Genomic DNA, 16,643 nt, shown 5'->3' with positions numbered 1-16,643 from the left:
CACGGGGCAACCCGGGCCGCACGCCGACTTGCCACCGCCTCCGCCGGGGTGTGCATTGGTAGTACGGGGAGAGAGAGGAGTGCTCTCATGGCTCATGCGGCACCCACGCCCGGCGGAATGACCGGCCCGGGCAACACCACCGGCCGGGGCGGATTCACCAGCAATCTGCCCGACATCTTCGACGCCCGCGTCCACCGCGTGGCGAAGGTCGGCATCCCGGTCGTCCTGGGACTCGTCTACGGCTACTGGGCGGCGGCCAACCGTCGCGGCGGCGGCCCCATCACCGGCTGGAACCTCCTGTTCGGCTTCGTCACGGCGCTCGCGTTCATCGTGCTGTGCCTGGCGGTGGCGCGGTTCGCCCCGCTGCTGAAGCGCGAACTGCACTCGCTGGTCAAGTCCGGCTTCGCGGGCGCGGCACTCGGCTTCCTCTACAGCCAGACCGGCGAGAGCGTGCTGCGCTCCGCGGCCCTCGGTCTCGCGACCACGGCGGCCGTCTTCCTCGTCTTCTTCTACCGCTACTACACACGCGAGGACGGAGAGGGCAACCGCATCCGCTGACCAGACACGGACAGCAACACGTGGGCCCCGGCACCGAGTTGGTGCCGGGGCCCACGCCGTTCCCCACGATCCCTTCGCTACGACCGCTCTACGGCGCCCAGTTCCAGATGCCGCCGCCGCTCGACGAACCGGAGGAGCTCCAGCTCCACGAGCCCGAGGCGCTCCACGACCCGGAGGCCGAGGTGCTCCACGAGGAGTTGTTGTCGTTCCAGTTCGGGTCGTTGTTCCAGTTGGAGTTGCCCGAGTTGTTGCCGCCGCCGTCGCGCCACCCCGGACACGGGTCCGAGCAGGACGGCACGCCCTGGCCGCCGGTGTCGACGAACGCGGCGCTGGCCCAGGCCTGCGCGCCGACGAGCCAGTACCAGTCGGGATTTCCGTTGACGCTCTGTCCCCTGACCACGCATTGGACGCGGTCCTGACTGCCCGGTGAGAGCGAGTCGACGACAGGGGAACGGGTGGTGGGCGACTCCCGCACGTTCAGATCCGTGCGGGACACGATGGTGCCCCAGATCGGACTGCCGCCACCGCCGCCACCGCCATGTCCTTCGGCGTACGTAGACGGTGCGGCCGGTGCTGACGGTGCTGCCACCGCCGTGGTGCCCGCCGCCGCGACGGCGAGGGTGCCACCGGTGAACAGGGCCGCGGCCAGAGTCCGCAGGGCCGGAGTGGTGCGCATGTTCGGCCTCCTTCTCCCCAGCTCCAGGAAACACCCGTTCGGGTGAAGCCTCCACCGGAGAGCGGACTCCCCGGTTCCGCCAAGGGTTCCGGGACCACCCCCACCCATCAGGTTTGACATTTGACCCATATGCAGTCAAAAAACCTCGACCCGCTCGCATACGACGCCCCCCGGCCGTGTCCTGAGGAGGTGCCCCCACGTCTCCGGAGCGCCCTGTCGGCCGTACTCGTCGCCCTCTCCTGCTTCCTCACGCCCTTCGGCGCGCTGGCGGCCTGGGCGGCGTACGGCCTGACCGACTCCGGCCGCTACGTCACGACGATGGCGCCCCTCGCCGCGAACCCGGACGTACGGAACGTGATCGCGGACACCGTCGGCGCGGGCATCCTGCGCGAGATCCAGGTGGGCGGGGTCCAGATCGGCGGGGCCAGGGTCGGCGGGGTCCGGATGAGCGCGACCCAGGGCGTGATGGCGCCGTTCGTACACGACGCGGTCCGCTCGTTCACCAAGACCGAGGCCTTCCGCGTGGCCTGGGACGAGGGCAACCGGGTCACCCACGAAGCCGTCCTGCACGCCCTCCAGGACGAGGGACAGCCCGGCACGGTCACCGTCGACCTCGCCCCCGTCACCGCCAGCGTCAAACACCAACTCGCCCACGAGAACGTCTCGTTGGCGAACAACATCCCCGTCCAGCACACCCGGGTCGAGCTTCTCCCGGCCGGTGAACTGGGCCCGCTCCGGAGGGAGTTCCACGTGCTCGAGGTCGCCGGTTTCTGGCTTCCCGTGGCCGCCGCCGTCTTCGCCGTCACCGGTATCGCCGTCGCCGTGCGCCGCCGCCGCGCGATCACCGCGACCGCGCTCGGCACGGCCCTCGGCGGCGCGCTGCTCGGCCTCGCGCTCGCGATCGGCCGCCACTTCACCGTCGCCGACCTGCCGGCCGAGCTCTCCGGCGCGGCGGGCGGCGCGATCTACGACGCCCTGACCGCGACCCTGCGCAAGGTCGCCTGGCTCCTGCTGGGCGTGGGCCTCACCGTGGCCGCGCTGGCCTGGCTCACCCGATACGCCCGCCCCGTACGGGAGTTCCTGCTCCTACGCCTCCTGCGAGAGAGGCGAGCGTCCGCAACGCCCGCCGCAGATCGGGCACAGCAGCCGACGCGAGCCCAAGTCTGACCGCGTCCGGGGTCACCTTCGGATCGACGCTGAAGGCGGTTCCCGGCGTGACGGCGATCCCGTGCGCCGCCGCGGCGGCCGTGAAGGTGTCGGCCCGCCAGGGCGCGGGCAACTCCCACCAGGCGTAGTAGGTGAGCGGATCGGCCCGTACGGAGAAACCGCCCAACTCCTCACCCACCAGCCGCTGTCGGGCCGCCGCGTCCGCCCGCTTGGCGGCGACCAGCCGCCCCACGGTCCCGTCCCCCATCCACCGCACCCCCGCCTCCAACGCGAACCGCCCCGCACTCCACCCACCCGACCGGACGGCAGCCCCCACGGCCTCGACCCGCCCCTCCGGCACGACGAGAAACCCGACGGTGAGCCCCGGCGCGACCCGCTTCGACAGCCCGTCGACGACATGCACGAGACCGGGCGCATAGGCGGCGAGCGGCGCGGGGGAGTCCGGATGAAGGAAGGACCAGATCCGGTCCTCGACGACGGGCAGCCCCAACTCCCGCACCACATCGGCGATTTCCCGCTTCCGCGCCTCACTCGTCGTCACGGAGGTCGGATTGTGGAGCGTCGGCTGGAGATAGAGCGCGGAGAGGGGAGCGGTGCGATGCGCGGCCCGCACCGACTCCGGACGCAGCCCGCCCCCGTCCGCCGCCAACGCGACCAGCGTCACCCCGAGCCGCCCCGCGATCTCCCTGACCAGCGGATACGTCAACGGCTCGACCCCGACCCGCCCGCCCGGCCGGACGAGGGAGGCGAGGGTCGCGGCGATGGCCTGCCGGGCATTGCCGCTGAAGAGGATGCGCTCGGGGTGGGGACGCCAGGCGGGCGTGGCCAGCAGCTCGGCCACCGCTTCCCGAGCGACCGCCGTACCCGTCGCCGGGGCCGGCCGCAGCGCCTCGGCCAGCACATCGGGACGGAGCAGCGGCGCGAGAGCCGGGGCCAGCAACTCCGACTGACCCGGCGCGGAAGGGTAGTTGAGCTCCAGGTTCACCGGCGCCGAGGTCGCCGCCTCGACGATCGCCTGCCCGTACGGCCCCGCCGCCGCGGCCCGCACGAAGGTCCCGCGCCCGACCTCCCCCACCACCAGCCCCCGGCGCACGAGTTCGGCGTAGACCCGCCCGGCGGTCGACCCGGCGATCCCGCGCTGCCGGGCGAACACCCGCTGCGGGGGCAGCTGTTGACCAGGCCGGAGCCGTCCCGAGGCGATATCACCCGCGACACGGTCGGCGATGCGCCGATAGTCGCCCACTCACCCTCCCCCTCTCCACATTGCACCGAGGGCAAAGATCTTATTGCACCGAGGAGTTGAGCGGATCTAGGGTCGATCACATGCCACCCCATACGCCCTCCAATACACCCCTTGCCCCTCTTGTTCTGATCCACGGCCACCCCTTCGACCACACGATGTGGGCCCCGCAGATCGAGGCGTTCTCCCCCGCCCGCCGGGTCCTCGCCCCCGACCTGCGCGGCTACGGCGGCTCCCCCTCGACCCCCGGTGTCACCGGCTTCTCGGACTTCGCCACCGACATCGAGGCCCTGCTGGACAAGGAGCGGGTGGAGACGTTCGTGCTGGCCGGCCTGTCGATGGGCGGCCAGATCGCGATGGACTGCTACGCCCGGTTCCCCGACCGCGTCCGGGGTCTGGTCCTCGCCGACACCTTCCCGGCGGCGGACACTCCGGAGGCCGCCCGCACCCGGAACACGACGGCCGACCGCCTCCTGCGGGAGGGCATGCGCGGCTACGCCGACGAGGTCCTGGAGCGGATGGTGGCGCCGTACGCGGACCCTCGGGTCAAGGCGCATGTCCACCGCATGATGACGGACACGCGCCCCGAGGGCGCGGCGGCGGCCCTGCGCGCCCGTGCCCAACGCCCCGACCACCGTGACCTGTTGACCCGGGTGACGGTCCCGGCCCTGGTGGTCGTGGGCGCCGACGACACCTACACCCCGGTCTCCGACGCGGAGGCGATGCACGCGGCGCTCCCCGACTCCACGCTCCGTGTGATCGAGGGCGCGGCCCATCTGCCGAACCTCGAACGCCCCGAGGAGTTCAACGAGATCCTGGGGGAGTTCCTGGCACACGTGGGATGATTCGGGCATCTGCGTCCACCGGCGGAAGGTAACCCCTTGGGCACCGCGACCACCGAGTGGACCGCCGCCGACTTCGTACCCGAGCGCCACCGCGCGCGCCGTTTCTGGCGATGGTGCGCGGGGCTCCTCTTCACCGCGGTGAGCGTGGTCGTAGGCTGCCGCACGGCGGACACGGACGCCATCACTCCCGTCCCCCAACTCCTCGCGTTCTTCCCCTGGTTGCTGGCCCCGACCGGCATCGGACTGCTCCTCTCCCTCGCCACCCGCTGGCGGCTGGGCCTGGTGTGGGGCGTCGCGCTGCTGGGCCTGCTGGCGTGGTTCATCGAGCCGTACGGGAAGAGCGGGGACCCGAGCGGCCCGGTGATCGCCGAGTTCCGCGTGCTGACCTCGAACGTGGAGTTCGGGCGGGGGACGGGCTCCCTGGTGCCGGTGATCCGGCGGGAGCGGCCGGACGTGGTGTTCGTGGAGGAGTGCGAGTACACCTGCCAGGCCACGCTGCGACGGGACTTCGGCACCGAGTTCCCGTACCGGCAGGCGGTGGCGGCGGCCGGTTCGCACGGGTCGGTCATCCTGAGCCGCTTCCCGCTCAAGGGCACGAAGGGCGTCACGGGCACGATGGGCATGCCGGGCGCGGTGGCCGACGTGGACGGCCACGCCGTACGGCTCCAACTGGCGCACCCCATGCCCCCGTTGCCGAACCAGGTCGGTCTCTGGCGCCGCGAACTGGGCAGGCTCCGAACCTTCGCCGCCGCGGATTCGACCACCCCCACGATCCTGGCCGGAGACTTCAACTCCTCCCAGGACCACGCGGCCTTCCGCCACATCCTGGACACCGGCGTGCGCGACGCGGCCCGCATGGCCGGTCACCCTCGCACTCCCAGCTGGCCCGAGCGGTTCGCCCCCACCTTCGGCACCCAGATCGACCACGTCCTCCTCTCCCCGGACTTCACCGCGAACAGCGCCCGCTTCCTCGACCTGGCCGACACCGACCACCGCGCGCTACTGGTCGACGTCACGCTCCACCAGCACGAATAACCCGGGGGCTGCCCATAATGGGCGCATGTCCCGCGAGTTCCCCATCGGCCTCACACCCCCCGACTGGCTGGTGAGGAACCTCCAACCCCAGCAGGCCCCCCTCAACCGCCCGGCCATCGCCCGCGCCGCCGTGGCGATGGCCCTCCCCCTCGCCATCGGCCTGGCCACCGGGCACACGGCCTACGGCGCCCTCGCCTCCATGGGCGCCCTCTCCGGCGTCATCGGCGACACCGCCGACGCCTACCGCATGCGGATCCTGAACATCGCGATCCCCCAGTTCTTCGGCGCCGTCGGTGTCACGCTCGGCGCGGCGGTCTACGGCCACGGCTGGTACGCCGTCGCCACGCTCACCGGCATCGCGCTGGTCTCCGGGATGATCTCGACGATCGGCGCGGTGGCCTCCGTATCGGGCCTGCTGCTGCTCCTCAACTCGGTGATCGGCGCGGGACTCCCACTCCCCGGCGCATGGTGGCTGGCCCCCCTGCTGATGTCGGGCGGCGGCCTCCTGGTCCTCCTCCTCGCCCTCCTCGCCTGGCCGTTGCGCTCCGGAATCCCGGAACGATCGGCGGTCGCGAAGACCTACCGCACCGTCGCCGACCTCCTCGCGACCTGCGGCGACGACCCGACTGCGGCCTACGACGCGGCCCGCCAGGCAGTCACCCAGTCCCTGAACCAGTCGTACGACCTGGTCCTGGCCCGCCGAGCCCGCCACCACGGCCGCAGCCCCGAACTCACCCGCCTGCTGGCCCAGTTGAACGCGATCACCCCGGTGGTGGAGGCAGCCCCGGCCGTCCACCAGTCCGGCCAACCGCTACCGCCCCAGATCCGCGAGACGGTCCGCCACCTCGCCCAGGCCGTGGAAACCGGCTACACCGGCCCGATAGGCCTCGCCCTCCCCGCCCCCACCGGCGAGACGACCCGCGCGATCGACCACGCCCTGCGCCACGCGGCGGAGGTGGTCACGGCCCCGGACCTGGACCCGAGGGGCATCGACGACCGCCTGGGCCGCCCGGCGGCACTCCGCATCAGGGCGGCGAGAGCGGCGCGCAACGTCCTCCTCTCCTCCGGTTCCTGGCGCTACGGCCTACGCCTGGCGGTCTGCATCGGCCTGGCGCAGATCCTGGTCTCGACGGTCCCCGTAGCGCGCTCGTACTGGGTCGCGCTGACGATCACCTTCGTCCTGAAGCCCGACTTCGGCTCGGTCTTCTCCCGGGCACTGCTGCGCGCGCTGGGCACGGTGGCGGGGCTGGTGATCGCGGCGGCGGTGCTGTCGGCGGTCCCGAGGGGCTGGTGGGACGTCCTGGTCCTGCTCCTCCTGGCCCCCCTGATCCCGGCCCTCACCCCCCGCGGCTACGGCTACCAGACCATGGCGATCACCCCGGTGATCCTGCTCCTCTCCGACGTCCTGAACCACCAGGGCACGGCACTGCTGCTCCCCCGCCTGGTGGACTCGCTGATCGGCTGCGGGATCGCGCTGGTGGCCGGTTATCTCCTCTGGCCGGAGAGCTGGCACACGAGGGTGGGGGACCGGTTGGCGGAGGCGGTGGCGGACACGGCGACGTATGTGGAGTCGGCGTTCGGTAGGTCGGACGCTGGCACTGTCGCTGTCGGTGCTGGTGCTGGTGCTGGTGCGGAGGTGGACCCGGCGGCCCGTGCCCGCATGCGCCGCCGCCTCTACCGCGACCTGTCCGTCATCCGTACGGAGTTCCAGCGCGCCCTCACCGAACCCCCGCCCACCGGCCGCCTCGCCGCCGGCTGGCTCCCGCTCGTCGTGGCCGTGGAACGCATCGTCGACGCGACGACGGCGGCGAGGGTACGCGTGAAACACGGAGCACCCTCACCATCACCGGCCGAGGTGACCCAAGTGGCACTCCAACTGCGGGAGTTGTCGAAGGGCGTACGCGAGTCGGAGGTGCTGGTCGAGGTCCGTACGGATCTCACGGGCCCGGCGGAGAGTGTGCTGGAGCCGCTGCGGCAGGAGGTGGCGGCGGCCCGGGCGATCGCGTCACCGCACTGAGATCACATCGTGGCGTCCACCACGAACGGGCAGGTGAACGGGTGAGCGAAGTGGTGGCTGAAACAGGGGGTGTTGACGAGACGCGTCTCATGCGCCTTGCCCATGCCTAAGATCGCCGTCCGAGGCCGCTAACCTTACGTGTCCGTCCTGGCCAGGGATTGACGGCTTCAACTCACGCGAAGGGTTGCGCACATGGGCATTCTCACTCTCCTGCGGAATGCGTTCGGCAGGTCACGCAAGGAGCGTGCCGCCGAGACAGAGAGTGCGGAACGCACTCCTTCGCAAGAGCAGCCGACCACGGCAGTGACGGTGGAACCGGACGCGAAGGTCCCGTCCCCCTCCACAGAACCCGACCTCACCTCGACCCCGAAGCCGTCACCCTCGGCAACGGCCACGGTCCCGGAGCCCCGCCCGTCCTCCACCCTGGAGGACGACGAGCACGATCTCGTGGCGTTGGCCTTCGACAACGTGACGGTCCCGAAGCCGGCGACGTCGGTGGAGGGGGCGGAGGGCACGGGGGCTGCGGCCGAGCGGGAGCCGGCGCCGGTGGCTGCCGCCGAGGTGACTGCCGAGGCGGTTGCCGAGCCGACGACTGAGGCTGTTGCTGAGCCGGTTGTTGAGGCGAAGACGGAGGCAGAGCCTGAGCCTGCGGCCGAGGTGACGCCGGAGGCCGAGGCGGAGCCGGTCGCGGAAGCCGAGCCTGTTGCCGAGGCAGAGGCGGAAGTCGCGCCTACGGCTGACGTAACGCCGGAGGCTGACGCCAAGCCGGTCGCTGAGCCTGAGGCAGAAGCCGAGCCTGCCGCTGAGGTGACGCCGGAAGCGGAAGCTGAGCCCGTCGCGGAGATCGAGCCCGAGGTGGAGCCGGTCACGGAAGCGGCCCCGGAGGAAGAGCCGGCCGCCGAGGCAACGCCGGAGACCGAGCCGGAAGCGGTCGTCGAGCCCGTCGCGGAAGCTGAGCCTGAGGCCGAGGTGACGCCGGAGGCGGAGGCTGAGCCCGTCGCGGAGATCGAGCCCGAGGTGGAGCCGGTCGCCGAGGTCACCCCCGAGCCGCAGCCAGTGACTGCCGAGGCAGCGGAGCCGTCGGCTCCCGAGGCGGCTGAGCCGGTGGCCGAAGAAGCCACCGCCCCCGAGCCCACTCCCGAACCTGTCCTCGCAGCCGCAGCGGCAGCCACCACAGGCTCAGCCGCAGGCACAGCCACAACCGTGGCCGCAGCCGCCGACGGCGAGGACGCCCCACAGGGGCCACCCGCACCCGACGACGAAAGCATCGCGGGCGGTGCGGGTGGGGAAACCATCGGGGCCGAGGGCGTAGCCGAGGCCGTAGGGACCGGTTCCGCCGCGCTCGCCCTCGCCAAGGCCAACCTCACCGGTACCCGAGCGAAGCTCTACCTCGTCCTCGACCGCTCCGCGAGCATGCGCCCGTACTACAAGGACGGCTCCGCTCAAGCCCTCGCCGACCAGGCCCTCGCCCTCGCGACCCACCTGGACCCCGAACCCACCCCCACCGTCCACGTCGTCTTCTTCTCCACGGAGGTCGACGGCACCACCGACCTCACCAACACCTCCCCCGAGAACGCCGTCGACGAGGCCCACGCCGGCCTCGGCCGCATGGGCCGCACCAGCTACCACGCCGCCGTAGAAGCCGTACTCACGCACTACGACAAGAACGCCACCCCCGGCACCCCCGCCCTCGTCGTCTTCCAGACGGACGGCGCCCCGGACGCGAAGACCCCGGCCACCCAGTCCCTCACGGACGCCGCGAAGTCCCACGCCTCCGTGTTCTTCTCGTTCGTCGCGTTCGGCGACCACGAGAACAAGGCCTTCGACTACCTCCGCAAGCTGAAGACCGACAACACGGCCTTCTTCCACGCAGGCCCGACCCCCTTGGAGCTCACGGACGCGGAGCTCTACGACGGCGTACTGATCGACTGGCGCCCGTAACCACAGAGCAGTAGCCACGGAGCAGTACCCGCAGGACCATGTGCCGCCCGCTTCCACCCCGTAAAACGGGAGGCGGGCGGCACACCCGTGTCGGCTACGATTTCAAGGTTCGCAAGACGCGTTCGCAAGACCCGGAACGCACCAGCCAGACCGACCTGGGAGCAGCCCCCCGATGGCTCGACACCTCATCACCAGCGCCCTTCCGTACATCAACGGAATCAAGCACCTGGGCAACATGGTGGGGTCCATGCTCCCGGCGGACGTGTACTCCCGCTACCTCCGCCAGCGCGGCCACGACGTCCTCTACATCTGCGCGACGGACGAACACGGCACCCCGGCCGAGCTGGCCGCGAAGGAGCAGGGCCTCCCCGTAGCGGAGTTCTGCGCCCAGGCGCACGACGCGCAGAAGGCGGTCTACGACGGCTTCGCGCTCGCCTTCGACTACTTCGGCCGCAGCTCCTCCCCCCAGAACAGGGAGATCACCCAGCACTTCGCCCGCCGCCTGAACGAGAACGGCTTCATCGAAGAGCGCGCCATCCGCCAGGTGTACTCGCCCACCGACGGCCGCTTCCTCCCGGACCGCTACGTCGAGGGCACCTGCCCCCACTGCGGCTACGACAAGGCCCGCGGCGACCAGTGCGAGAACTGCACCCGAGTCCTGGACCCCACGGACCTCATCAACCCCAGGTCCGCGATCTCGGGATCCACGGACCTGGAGGTCAGGGAGACCAAGCACCTCTTCCTCCTCCAGTCGAAGCTCCAGCACGAGGTCGAGGAGTGGGTCGCCGCCCACGAGGAGGAGTGGCCGCAGCTCGCCTCCTCCATCGCCCGCAAGTGGCTGACCGAGGGCCTGCACGACCGCGCGATCACCCGCGACCTGGACTGGGGCATCCCGGTCCCCGCCGACACCTGGCCGGAGCTGGCCGCGGAGGGCAAGGTCTTCTACGTCTGGTTCGACGCCCCGATCGAGTACATCGGCGCGACAAAGGAATGGTCGGACGCGGACCCGGAGAACAGGAACTGGAAGTCCTGGTGGTACGAGTCGGACCTCGGCGAAAACCCCGTCCGCTACACGGAGTTCATGGCGAAGGACAACGTCCCGTTCCACACGGTGATGTTCCCGGCCACACAACTCGGCATCCGCGAGCCCTGGAAGAAGGTCGACTACGTCAAGGCCTTCAACTGGCTGACGTACTACGGCGGTAAGTTCTCCACGTCCCAGAAGCGCGGCGTCTTCACCGACCAGGCCCTGGACATCCTCCCGGCGGACTACTGGCGCTACTTCCTGATCGCCAACGCCCCCGAGTCGGACGACTCGTCCTTCACCTGGGAGCACTTCACCGCCACGGTGAACAAGGACCTGGCCGACACCCTGGGCAACTTCGTCAACCGCGTCCTCTCCTTCTCGAAGAAGCGCTTCGGCGACGAGGTCCCGGCAGGCAAGGCGGCGGGCGCCCCGGAGACGAAGCTGGGCGAGGAGATCGCGGGACTCCTCGCCGAGTACGAGACCCAGATGGAGTCCCTCCAGTTCCGCAAGGCCGCGGCGGCGCTGCGCGCCCTGTGGTCGGCGGGCAACTCCTACCTGGAGGAGAAGGCCCCCTGGCTGGAGATCAAGACCGACCCGGAGGCCGCGGCCCTCACCCTGCGCACCGCGATGAACCTGATCCACCTCTACGCGGTGGTCTCGGAACCCTTCATCCCGTCGTCGGCCGCGGCCATGCGCGCCGCCTTCTCTCTTACGTCCGACACGGCGACCTGGGTCTCCGCCGACGAGGCCCGCGCCCTGACCGCCGTCCCCGCCGGCACCCCCTTCACCGTCCCCCCGGTCCTCTTCGCGAAGCTCACGGACGAGGACCTGGAGACGTACAAGGAGCGCTTCGGCGGAGACCAGGCCTGACCCGATGGCAAAAGGGGCGCCGCCGCGCAGACCGGAGATGACCCGATGACGTACTACTACGTCACCACCCCCATCTACTACGTCAACGACGCCCCCCACCTGGGCCACGCCTACACCACCGTCGCCGCCGACGTCCTCGCCCGCTGGCACCGCCGGCGCGGTGAGGAGGTCTGGTTCCTCACCGGCACGGACGAGCACGGCCAGAAGATCCTGCGCACGGCGGAGGCGAACGGCGTGCCCCCGCAGGAGTGGGCGGACCGCCTGGTCGAGGAGTCCTGGAAACCCCTCTGGGCCCATCTCGCCATCTCCCACGACGACTTCATCCGCACCACCGAGCGCCGCCACACCGACCGCGTCCAGGAGTTCGTGCAGGACCTGTACGACAAGGGCGAGATCTACAAGGGCGGTTACGAGGGCCCGTACTGCGTGTACTGCGAGGAGTACAAACTCCCGGGCGAGCTGATCGAGGCGGAGGACGGCAGCGGGACCCCGCTGTGCGCCATCCACCGACGCCCGGTGGAACTCCTCAAGGAGGAGAACTACTTCTTCAAGCTGAGCGAGTACGGCGACCGTCTCCTCGCCCACTACGACGCCCACCCCGACTTCATCCAGCCCGCCTCGGCCCGCAACGAGGTCGTGAACTTCGTCCGCCAGGGCCTCCAGGACCTGTCGATCTCCCGCTCGACCTTCGACTGGGGCGTCAAGGTCCCCTGGGACACCTCGCATGTCATCTACGTCTGGGTCGACGCGCTTCTCAACTACGCGACCGCCGTGGGCTACAACGAGAACCCCGAGAAGTTCGAGGCGACCTTCCCCGCCGACGTCCACCTGGTCGGCAAGGACATTCTCCGCTTCCATGCCGTCATCTGGCCGGCGATGCTCATGGCCAACGGCCTGCCGCTGCCGGGCCGGATCGCCGCCAACGGCTGGCTGTTGGTCGGCGGCGAGAAGATGTCCAAGTCGAACCTGACCGGCATCAGCCCCGAGACCCTCACCGCGCACTTCGGCGTCGACGCCTACCGCTGGTACTTCCTGCGCGCGATCGCCTTCGGCCAGGACGGTTCCTTCTCCTGGGAGGACTTCACCGCCCGCTACACCAGCGAACTCGCCAACGGCTACGGCAACTTGGCCTCCCGGGTGACCGCGATGACGGCCAGGTACTTCGAGGGCTGCCTGCCCGCGCCGGGGGAGGAGACCGAGGCCGAGCGCTCACTCAAGTCAGCCCTTCTCAGGGCGGCTTCGGAGGCGGACCACCGTATCGGCGACCAACTCGACTTCCAGGGCGGCATCCTGGCCGTCTTCGACTTCGTCCGGCAGGTCAACGGCTATCTGACCGACCAGGAACCCTGGAAGGTCGCCAAGTCGGACTCCCCCGAGGCCCGCACCCGCCTGGCGACGATCCTCTACACGGCCGCGGACTCCCTCCGCGCGATCGCGATCCTCCTGGAACCGGTCATGCCGGAGACGTCGCACCGTCTGTGGGACTCCCTCGGCGCCTCGACGTCCCTGGGCCCGCTGCGGGACCAGCGGGTCCGGGACGCCTCCGCGTGGGGTGCGCTTCCGCCCGGCTCCCCGGTGACGAAGGGCGCGGTGCTCTTCCCGCGCCTCGACGACCGTACGGACTCCTAACCGACTCCTGGCCGACTCCTAGCCGAGCACGCTGAACGTGTCCTCCGCCCGGTCCCGCCGTGCCACCAACTCCCAGGCGCCGTCGGCGATTTCGTCCGGGTCGAGGGTCCGGTCGCCGACGTTCCCGAACTGCCCGGGGTTCGACGTGATCAGCTGGTGGATGTCACCCCGCTCGATGAGTCCGCCGATGACCAGGTTGCCGGCGTAGACCCCGGTGTCTGCCAGCGCGGCGTTGAGGGTCAGGGCGTAGTTGCGCAGGGCGGCCGACGAGACGGCGAGCGCGCCGAGCGTGGGCATCGGCACCACGGCACTGAGCCCGCCCGCGAACACGAACGCGCCGCCACCGCGCTCGACCATGCCGGGCAGCACCCTGCCCACCACGTCGACGGCGGGATACATCCAGCTCATCGCCTCCTGGACGCCGGCGGAGTCGGTCTCGGTGATCGACTTGGGGCGGCTCTCGTCGAGGTCGAGGGCGCCCGGGCCGTAGTAGACGAGGTCGATACGGCCGTACCGCTCGGCGACGGTGTCGAGTACCGAGCCGAGCTGCTTGGTGTCGCGCACATCGGCGACGTAGGACACGGCCTCGACGCCCGCCGCGGCGAGTGACGCGACGTAGTCGGTGTGCCGGGTGTCGCTGCGGGACACCACGGCCACCGTGTATCCCTCGCGGCCGAAGCGGTGGGCGACGGACATGCCGAGGCCGGGGCCTACCCCGAGGACGACGGCGATCTTGGGCTGCTGCGCTGCGGGCATGACGGAGCCTTCCGGGGCGGTTTCACGGACACGGCTGACCTGAGGCATTGACCTGAGGCGTTAAATTGAGGCATGCCTCAACTTACTTCTCCGACCGTAGCACGGAACCTGAGGCCCATCTCAAGTTCCGTATGATGACGTCATGCACCAGCCCGATCCCCCGCCCGCTCCCAAACCCCTGCGGGCCGACGCCGCGCGCAACCGCGCCAAACTGCTCGCCGCCGCAACGGAGTTGTTCGGTGAGCGCGGTCTGGACGCGCCGCTGGAGGAGATCGCCCGGCGGGCCGGGGTCAGCATCGGCACGCTGTACAACCACTTCCCGAGCCGGGAGGCGTTCTGGGAGGCGATCTTCCCGGCGCGGCTGGCGGCGTTGGAGCAGCTCACCGAGACGGCGCTGGCGGCCCCGGACGCCTGGGACGGTTTCGTCGCGTACCTGGAGGGGCTGTTCGCGCTCCAGGCCGAGGACCAGGGTCTCAACGACGCGGTGGCGCAACGGTTCCGGGCGGCGGGTGAGGTCGAACAGGCCTGCAACCGGGGTTTCCGGCACGCGGAGCTGCTCATCCAACGGGCCCGGGACAGCGGGCAGTTGCGCCCCGATTTCGAGGCGGCGGACCTCGTCACCCTGAGCTGGGCGATGTCCCAGGTGATCCGGGAGTCGATGGAGACCGCGCCCGACGCCTGGCGCCGCTGCCTGGCGTTCTTCCTCGACGGACTGCGGACCGGCGCCGCCCACCCGATCGAGGTGCCACCCTTGCCTCAGGGGCAACCCGGCGAGGTCACGCGGTCTCGCTGACCGACCCCGTCGTAGACGTGTTCGCGCCAACCCGTAAGGTTCCGCCATGGCAGTCCCCGAGGTCATTCCGATCGCCTACGAGCCGAATCAACGCAGCGGCGCCGTCGGCCGCTACGCGGACGGCCAGTTCCTGGCGTCGGTCACCTACGCGTTCCCCCAAGGCTTCCGTCCCGACGACGGCTGGGAAGAGCAGAAACGTCTCTACACGGTGCTGCACACCTTCGATGCCGCGGGCCGCTACCGCGACTCGGAGATCTGGTGCGCCGGCACCTGGGCCGAGCAGCAACGCGCCCCGCACGGCGACGGTTCGGTCCTCTCGCAGGCCCGCATCCACCTGGCGAAACTGCTCCGCGCCCTCCCCCGCCGCAGCTACACCGACATCGCGATCCGCCCCTTCCAACGCACCGTCGACGGCGTCCTGTTCGGCCTGCTGATCGAGCAGGACGAGGACGGCAGCTGGGCGGAGCTGTACCCGGACCGGCACGCTTTCGGCCCGCCGTGGGACGGCACGTACGACAGCTGAGCACCTGCTCCTGAGTACCTACCGTTGAGTGTCCAACTCCCGCACAGCCAGGGCCTTTACACTGCGCGTCAGTTGTCGGCGCACAGGGGATGCGCCCGGGGTGGGAGGGGACTCGCATGCTCAAGTCACGGACGTCCAGGGGCAGATGGAGAGCCGTCGCGACGGTGGCCGCGGTGCTGGCCGGCGGCTCGCTGCTGCCCGCGGCGCCCGCGTTCGCGGTCCACGGAGCGGTGCCTGGCGACTTCAACGGCGACGGGTACCGCGACGCCGTCCTGCCCGCGCCCGGCGCGAACGTGGCCGGCAAGGAAGGGGCGGGCGCGGTCGTCGTCCTGTACGGCTCGAAGTCGGGGATCTCGGCCGCCCACCGCAAGACGATCACCCAGAACACCGCCGGAGTACCGGGCACCGCCGAGGCGGGTGACGGGTTCGGCTCCGCCACCGCGACGGCCGACCTCAACCGGGACGGCTACGCGGACCTCGTGGTCTCCGCACCGTACGAGGACACGACCCGCGGCACGGACGCGGGCCTGGTCACCGTGTTGTGGGGCGGCAGGAGCGGGCTGACGACGGGCACCGACCTGCCGGCGCCGTCGGACTACCTGGAGCGGTACGGCACCGACCTGGCCGCTCTGAGCATCGGCGCGGGCAGCAGGACGCAGGTCGCGGTCGCCGGATCGGACTCCCTGGTCTTCAAGGGACCGTTCAGCCGCACCGGCACCTACGGTTCGGCCGTACCCGACCAGAACACCGCCTCTCCGGCGAGCGTCGCGCTCGGCGACTTCGACGGCGACACCGTGCTCGACCTGGCCGTCGCCACCCAGGGCCTCAGCGACCTGAGCGGTGGCGAGGTCTACGTCGACCCGGCCACCACCGTCATGAAGCCGAAGCGGGGCAACGGTCTCATCGCCGCCTCGGGCGACGTCAACGGCGACGGGTACGCCGACCTCGTCGTCGGCGACCCCTGGGAGCCCGATGTCGCAGGTGTGGACGGCGCGTTGGGCGGACGCGTCCTGGTCTACTACGGCACGGCGAAGGGCATCGCGGCGAGCACCGAGCCCGTACAAGTCACCCAGGACACCGCCGGGGTGCCCGGCGCGAGCGAGAAGGAGGACGAGTTCGGCGGTGCCCTGGCCGTGGCGGACCTCAACCGGGACGGGCTCGCCGACATCGTCGTAGGCGCCCCCTCCGAAAGTCTCGCCGGCAAGAGCCGGGCCGGAAACGTGACGGTGATCCCGGGCCGTCGCACGGGCGCCCTCGGCAGCGGCTCGTACTCCTTCTCCCAGGACACGGCCGGCGTCCCCGGCGCCTCCGAGACCGACGACTTCTTCGGTACGACGGTCTCGGTCGGGGACGTCGACAAGGACGGAAAGCCCGAGCTGTTCGTGAGCGCGGCCTACGAGAACAACGCCACCGGCGCCGTCTGGGTCTTCCCCGGCGGCACCTCCCGTCCGACGGCCACGGGCACCAAGCTGTTCACCGGACCTGCGGTCGGCCTCACCCAGAAGAGCGACACGGCCCTGGGCGGGGACGGGCTGCTCTGGCTGATCTGAGGCAACTTCCGTTCGC

At 70.8% G+C, this 16,643-nt stretch carries 14 protein-coding genes; 11 read left to right on the top strand and 3 right to left on the bottom strand.

Annotated features, from left to right (window positions below; translation table 11 throughout):
* Positions 1 to 87: 87 nt before the first annotated feature.
* Positions 88 to 558, top strand: coding sequence for a hypothetical protein (locus tag SPR02S_RS02100; RefSeq protein WP_019055274.1), 471 nt, complete (start codon positions 88 to 90; stop codon positions 556 to 558).
* An 88-nt stretch (positions 559 to 646) separates the two neighbouring features.
* Here SPR02S_RS02100 and SPR02S_RS02095 read toward each other — a convergent pair whose 3' ends face one another.
* Positions 647 to 1,234, bottom strand: a complete 588-nt coding sequence (locus SPR02S_RS02095) for an SH3 domain-containing protein (protein WP_019055273.1) — start codon at positions 1,232 to 1,234, stop codon at positions 647 to 649.
* Positions 1,235 to 1,423: 189 nt separating this feature from the next.
* On the opposite strand from SPR02S_RS02095, the gene SPR02S_RS62795 reads away from it, so the two are divergent.
* Positions 1,424 to 2,401 (top strand): hypothetical protein, encoded by a 978-nt coding sequence (locus SPR02S_RS62795; RefSeq protein ID WP_019055272.1) that lies wholly within the window; start codon positions 1,424 to 1,426, stop codon positions 2,399 to 2,401.
* Here the strand turns inward: SPR02S_RS62795 and SPR02S_RS02085 are convergent.
* On the bottom strand, positions 2,283 to 3,644 hold the full coding sequence (locus SPR02S_RS02085) for an aminotransferase-like domain-containing protein (protein ID WP_019055271.1): 1,362 nt from the start codon (positions 3,642 to 3,644) through the stop codon (positions 2,283 to 2,285). The two genes, SPR02S_RS62795 and SPR02S_RS02085, sit on opposite strands and share 119 nt — an antisense overlap.
* An 80-nt stretch (positions 3,645 to 3,724) precedes the next feature.
* Here SPR02S_RS02085 and SPR02S_RS02080 point away from each other — a divergent pair, with 80 nt between their 5' ends.
* The 6 genes from SPR02S_RS02080 (at position 3,725) to metG (SPR02S_RS02050) (ending at position 13,005) form a co-directional block, all read left to right on the top strand.
* Entirely contained in the window at positions 3,725 to 4,486 is a 762-nt protein-coding gene (locus SPR02S_RS02080; protein WP_026150130.1) for an alpha/beta fold hydrolase, read from the top strand.
* A gap of 36 nt (positions 4,487 to 4,522) precedes the next feature.
* Complete coding sequence (locus SPR02S_RS02075) at positions 4,523 to 5,521, top strand: endonuclease/exonuclease/phosphatase family protein (protein ID WP_019055269.1); 999 nt, start codon at positions 4,523 to 4,525, stop codon at positions 5,519 to 5,521.
* Positions 5,522 to 5,546: 25 nt separating this feature from the next.
* Complete coding sequence (locus SPR02S_RS02070; RefSeq protein ID WP_019055268.1) at positions 5,547 to 7,538, top strand: FUSC family protein; 1,992 nt, start codon at positions 5,547 to 5,549, stop codon at positions 7,536 to 7,538.
* A gap of 192 nt (positions 7,539 to 7,730) precedes the next feature.
* The gene (locus SPR02S_RS02060; RefSeq protein ID WP_026150129.1) at positions 7,731 to 9,479 is read left to right on the top strand and encodes a VWA domain-containing protein; all 1,749 of its coding nucleotides are present in this window, start codon (positions 7,731 to 7,733) and stop codon (positions 9,477 to 9,479) included.
* Between the two features lie 172 nt (positions 9,480 to 9,651).
* Positions 9,652 to 11,376 (top strand): methionine--tRNA ligase, encoded by a 1,725-nt coding sequence (metG, locus tag SPR02S_RS02055; RefSeq protein WP_019055265.1) that lies wholly within the window; start codon positions 9,652 to 9,654, stop codon positions 11,374 to 11,376.
* 45 nt (positions 11,377 to 11,421) lie between these two features.
* A complete protein-coding gene (gene metG, locus SPR02S_RS02050) occupies positions 11,422 to 13,005 on the top strand; it encodes a methionine--tRNA ligase (RefSeq protein ID WP_019055264.1) in 1,584 nt (527 codons plus the stop codon).
* 18 nt (positions 13,006 to 13,023) lie between these two features.
* Here metG (SPR02S_RS02050) and SPR02S_RS02045 read toward each other — a convergent pair whose 3' ends face one another.
* Positions 13,024 to 13,761 (bottom strand): SDR family NAD(P)-dependent oxidoreductase, encoded by a 738-nt coding sequence (locus tag SPR02S_RS02045; protein WP_019055263.1) that lies wholly within the window; start codon positions 13,759 to 13,761, stop codon positions 13,024 to 13,026.
* 142 nt (positions 13,762 to 13,903) lie between these two features.
* Between SPR02S_RS02045 and SPR02S_RS02040 the strand changes: the two genes are divergently transcribed.
* The 3 genes from SPR02S_RS02040 to SPR02S_RS02030 all read left to right on the top strand — a co-directional run bounded on the left by SPR02S_RS02040 (position 13,904) and on the right by SPR02S_RS02030 (position 16,627).
* Positions 13,904 to 14,554, top strand: a complete 651-nt coding sequence (locus SPR02S_RS02040; RefSeq protein WP_019055262.1) for a TetR/AcrR family transcriptional regulator — start codon at positions 13,904 to 13,906, stop codon at positions 14,552 to 14,554.
* A 46-nt stretch (positions 14,555 to 14,600) separates the two neighbouring features.
* On the top strand, positions 14,601 to 15,077 hold the full coding sequence (locus SPR02S_RS02035; protein ID WP_019055261.1) for a hypothetical protein: 477 nt from the start codon (positions 14,601 to 14,603) through the stop codon (positions 15,075 to 15,077).
* 116 nt (positions 15,078 to 15,193) lie between these two features.
* Positions 15,194 to 16,627 (top strand): FG-GAP-like repeat-containing protein, encoded by a 1,434-nt coding sequence (locus tag SPR02S_RS02030; RefSeq protein ID WP_043258003.1) that lies wholly within the window; start codon positions 15,194 to 15,196, stop codon positions 16,625 to 16,627.
* Positions 16,628 to 16,643: the final 16 nt, after the last annotated feature.

The organism is Streptomyces prunicolor NBRC 13075 (assembly GCF_000367365.1).
GTDB classification, from domain to species: domain Bacteria; phylum Actinomycetota; class Actinomycetes; order Streptomycetales; family Streptomycetaceae; genus Streptomyces; species Streptomyces prunicolor.
Note: the sequence above shows the minus strand (reverse complement) of the source record. Positions and strands in the feature narration are given on the sequence as shown.

What these genes read in the sequence shown, in the direction of transcription:
- SPR02S_RS02100 (WP_019055274.1), top strand. Translation starts at nt 88, where the DNA reads ATGGCTCATGCGGCACCCACGCCCGGCGGAATGACCGGCCCGGGCAAC.
- SPR02S_RS02095 (WP_019055273.1), bottom strand. Translation starts at nt 1,234, where the DNA reads ATGCGCACCACTCCGGCCCTGCGGACTCTGGCCGCGGCCCTGTTCACC.
- SPR02S_RS02080 (WP_026150130.1), top strand. Translation starts at nt 3,725, where the DNA reads ATGCCACCCCATACGCCCTCCAATACACCCCTTGCCCCTCTTGTTCTG.
- SPR02S_RS02070 (WP_019055268.1), top strand. Translation starts at nt 5,547, where the DNA reads ATGTCCCGCGAGTTCCCCATCGGCCTCACACCCCCCGACTGGCTGGTG.
- SPR02S_RS02060 (WP_026150129.1), top strand. Translation starts at nt 7,731, where the DNA reads ATGGGCATTCTCACTCTCCTGCGGAATGCGTTCGGCAGGTCACGCAAG.
- metG (WP_019055265.1), top strand. Translation starts at nt 9,652, where the DNA reads ATGGCTCGACACCTCATCACCAGCGCCCTTCCGTACATCAACGGAATC.
- metG (WP_019055264.1), top strand. Translation starts at nt 11,422, where the DNA reads ATGACGTACTACTACGTCACCACCCCCATCTACTACGTCAACGACGCC.
- SPR02S_RS02045 (WP_019055263.1), bottom strand. Translation starts at nt 13,761, where the DNA reads ATGCCCGCAGCGCAGCAGCCCAAGATCGCCGTCGTCCTCGGGGTAGGC.
- SPR02S_RS02040 (WP_019055262.1), top strand. Translation starts at nt 13,904, where the DNA reads ATGCACCAGCCCGATCCCCCGCCCGCTCCCAAACCCCTGCGGGCCGAC.
- SPR02S_RS02035 (WP_019055261.1), top strand. Translation starts at nt 14,601, where the DNA reads ATGGCAGTCCCCGAGGTCATTCCGATCGCCTACGAGCCGAATCAACGC.
- SPR02S_RS02030 (WP_043258003.1), top strand. Translation starts at nt 15,194, where the DNA reads ATGCTCAAGTCACGGACGTCCAGGGGCAGATGGAGAGCCGTCGCGACG.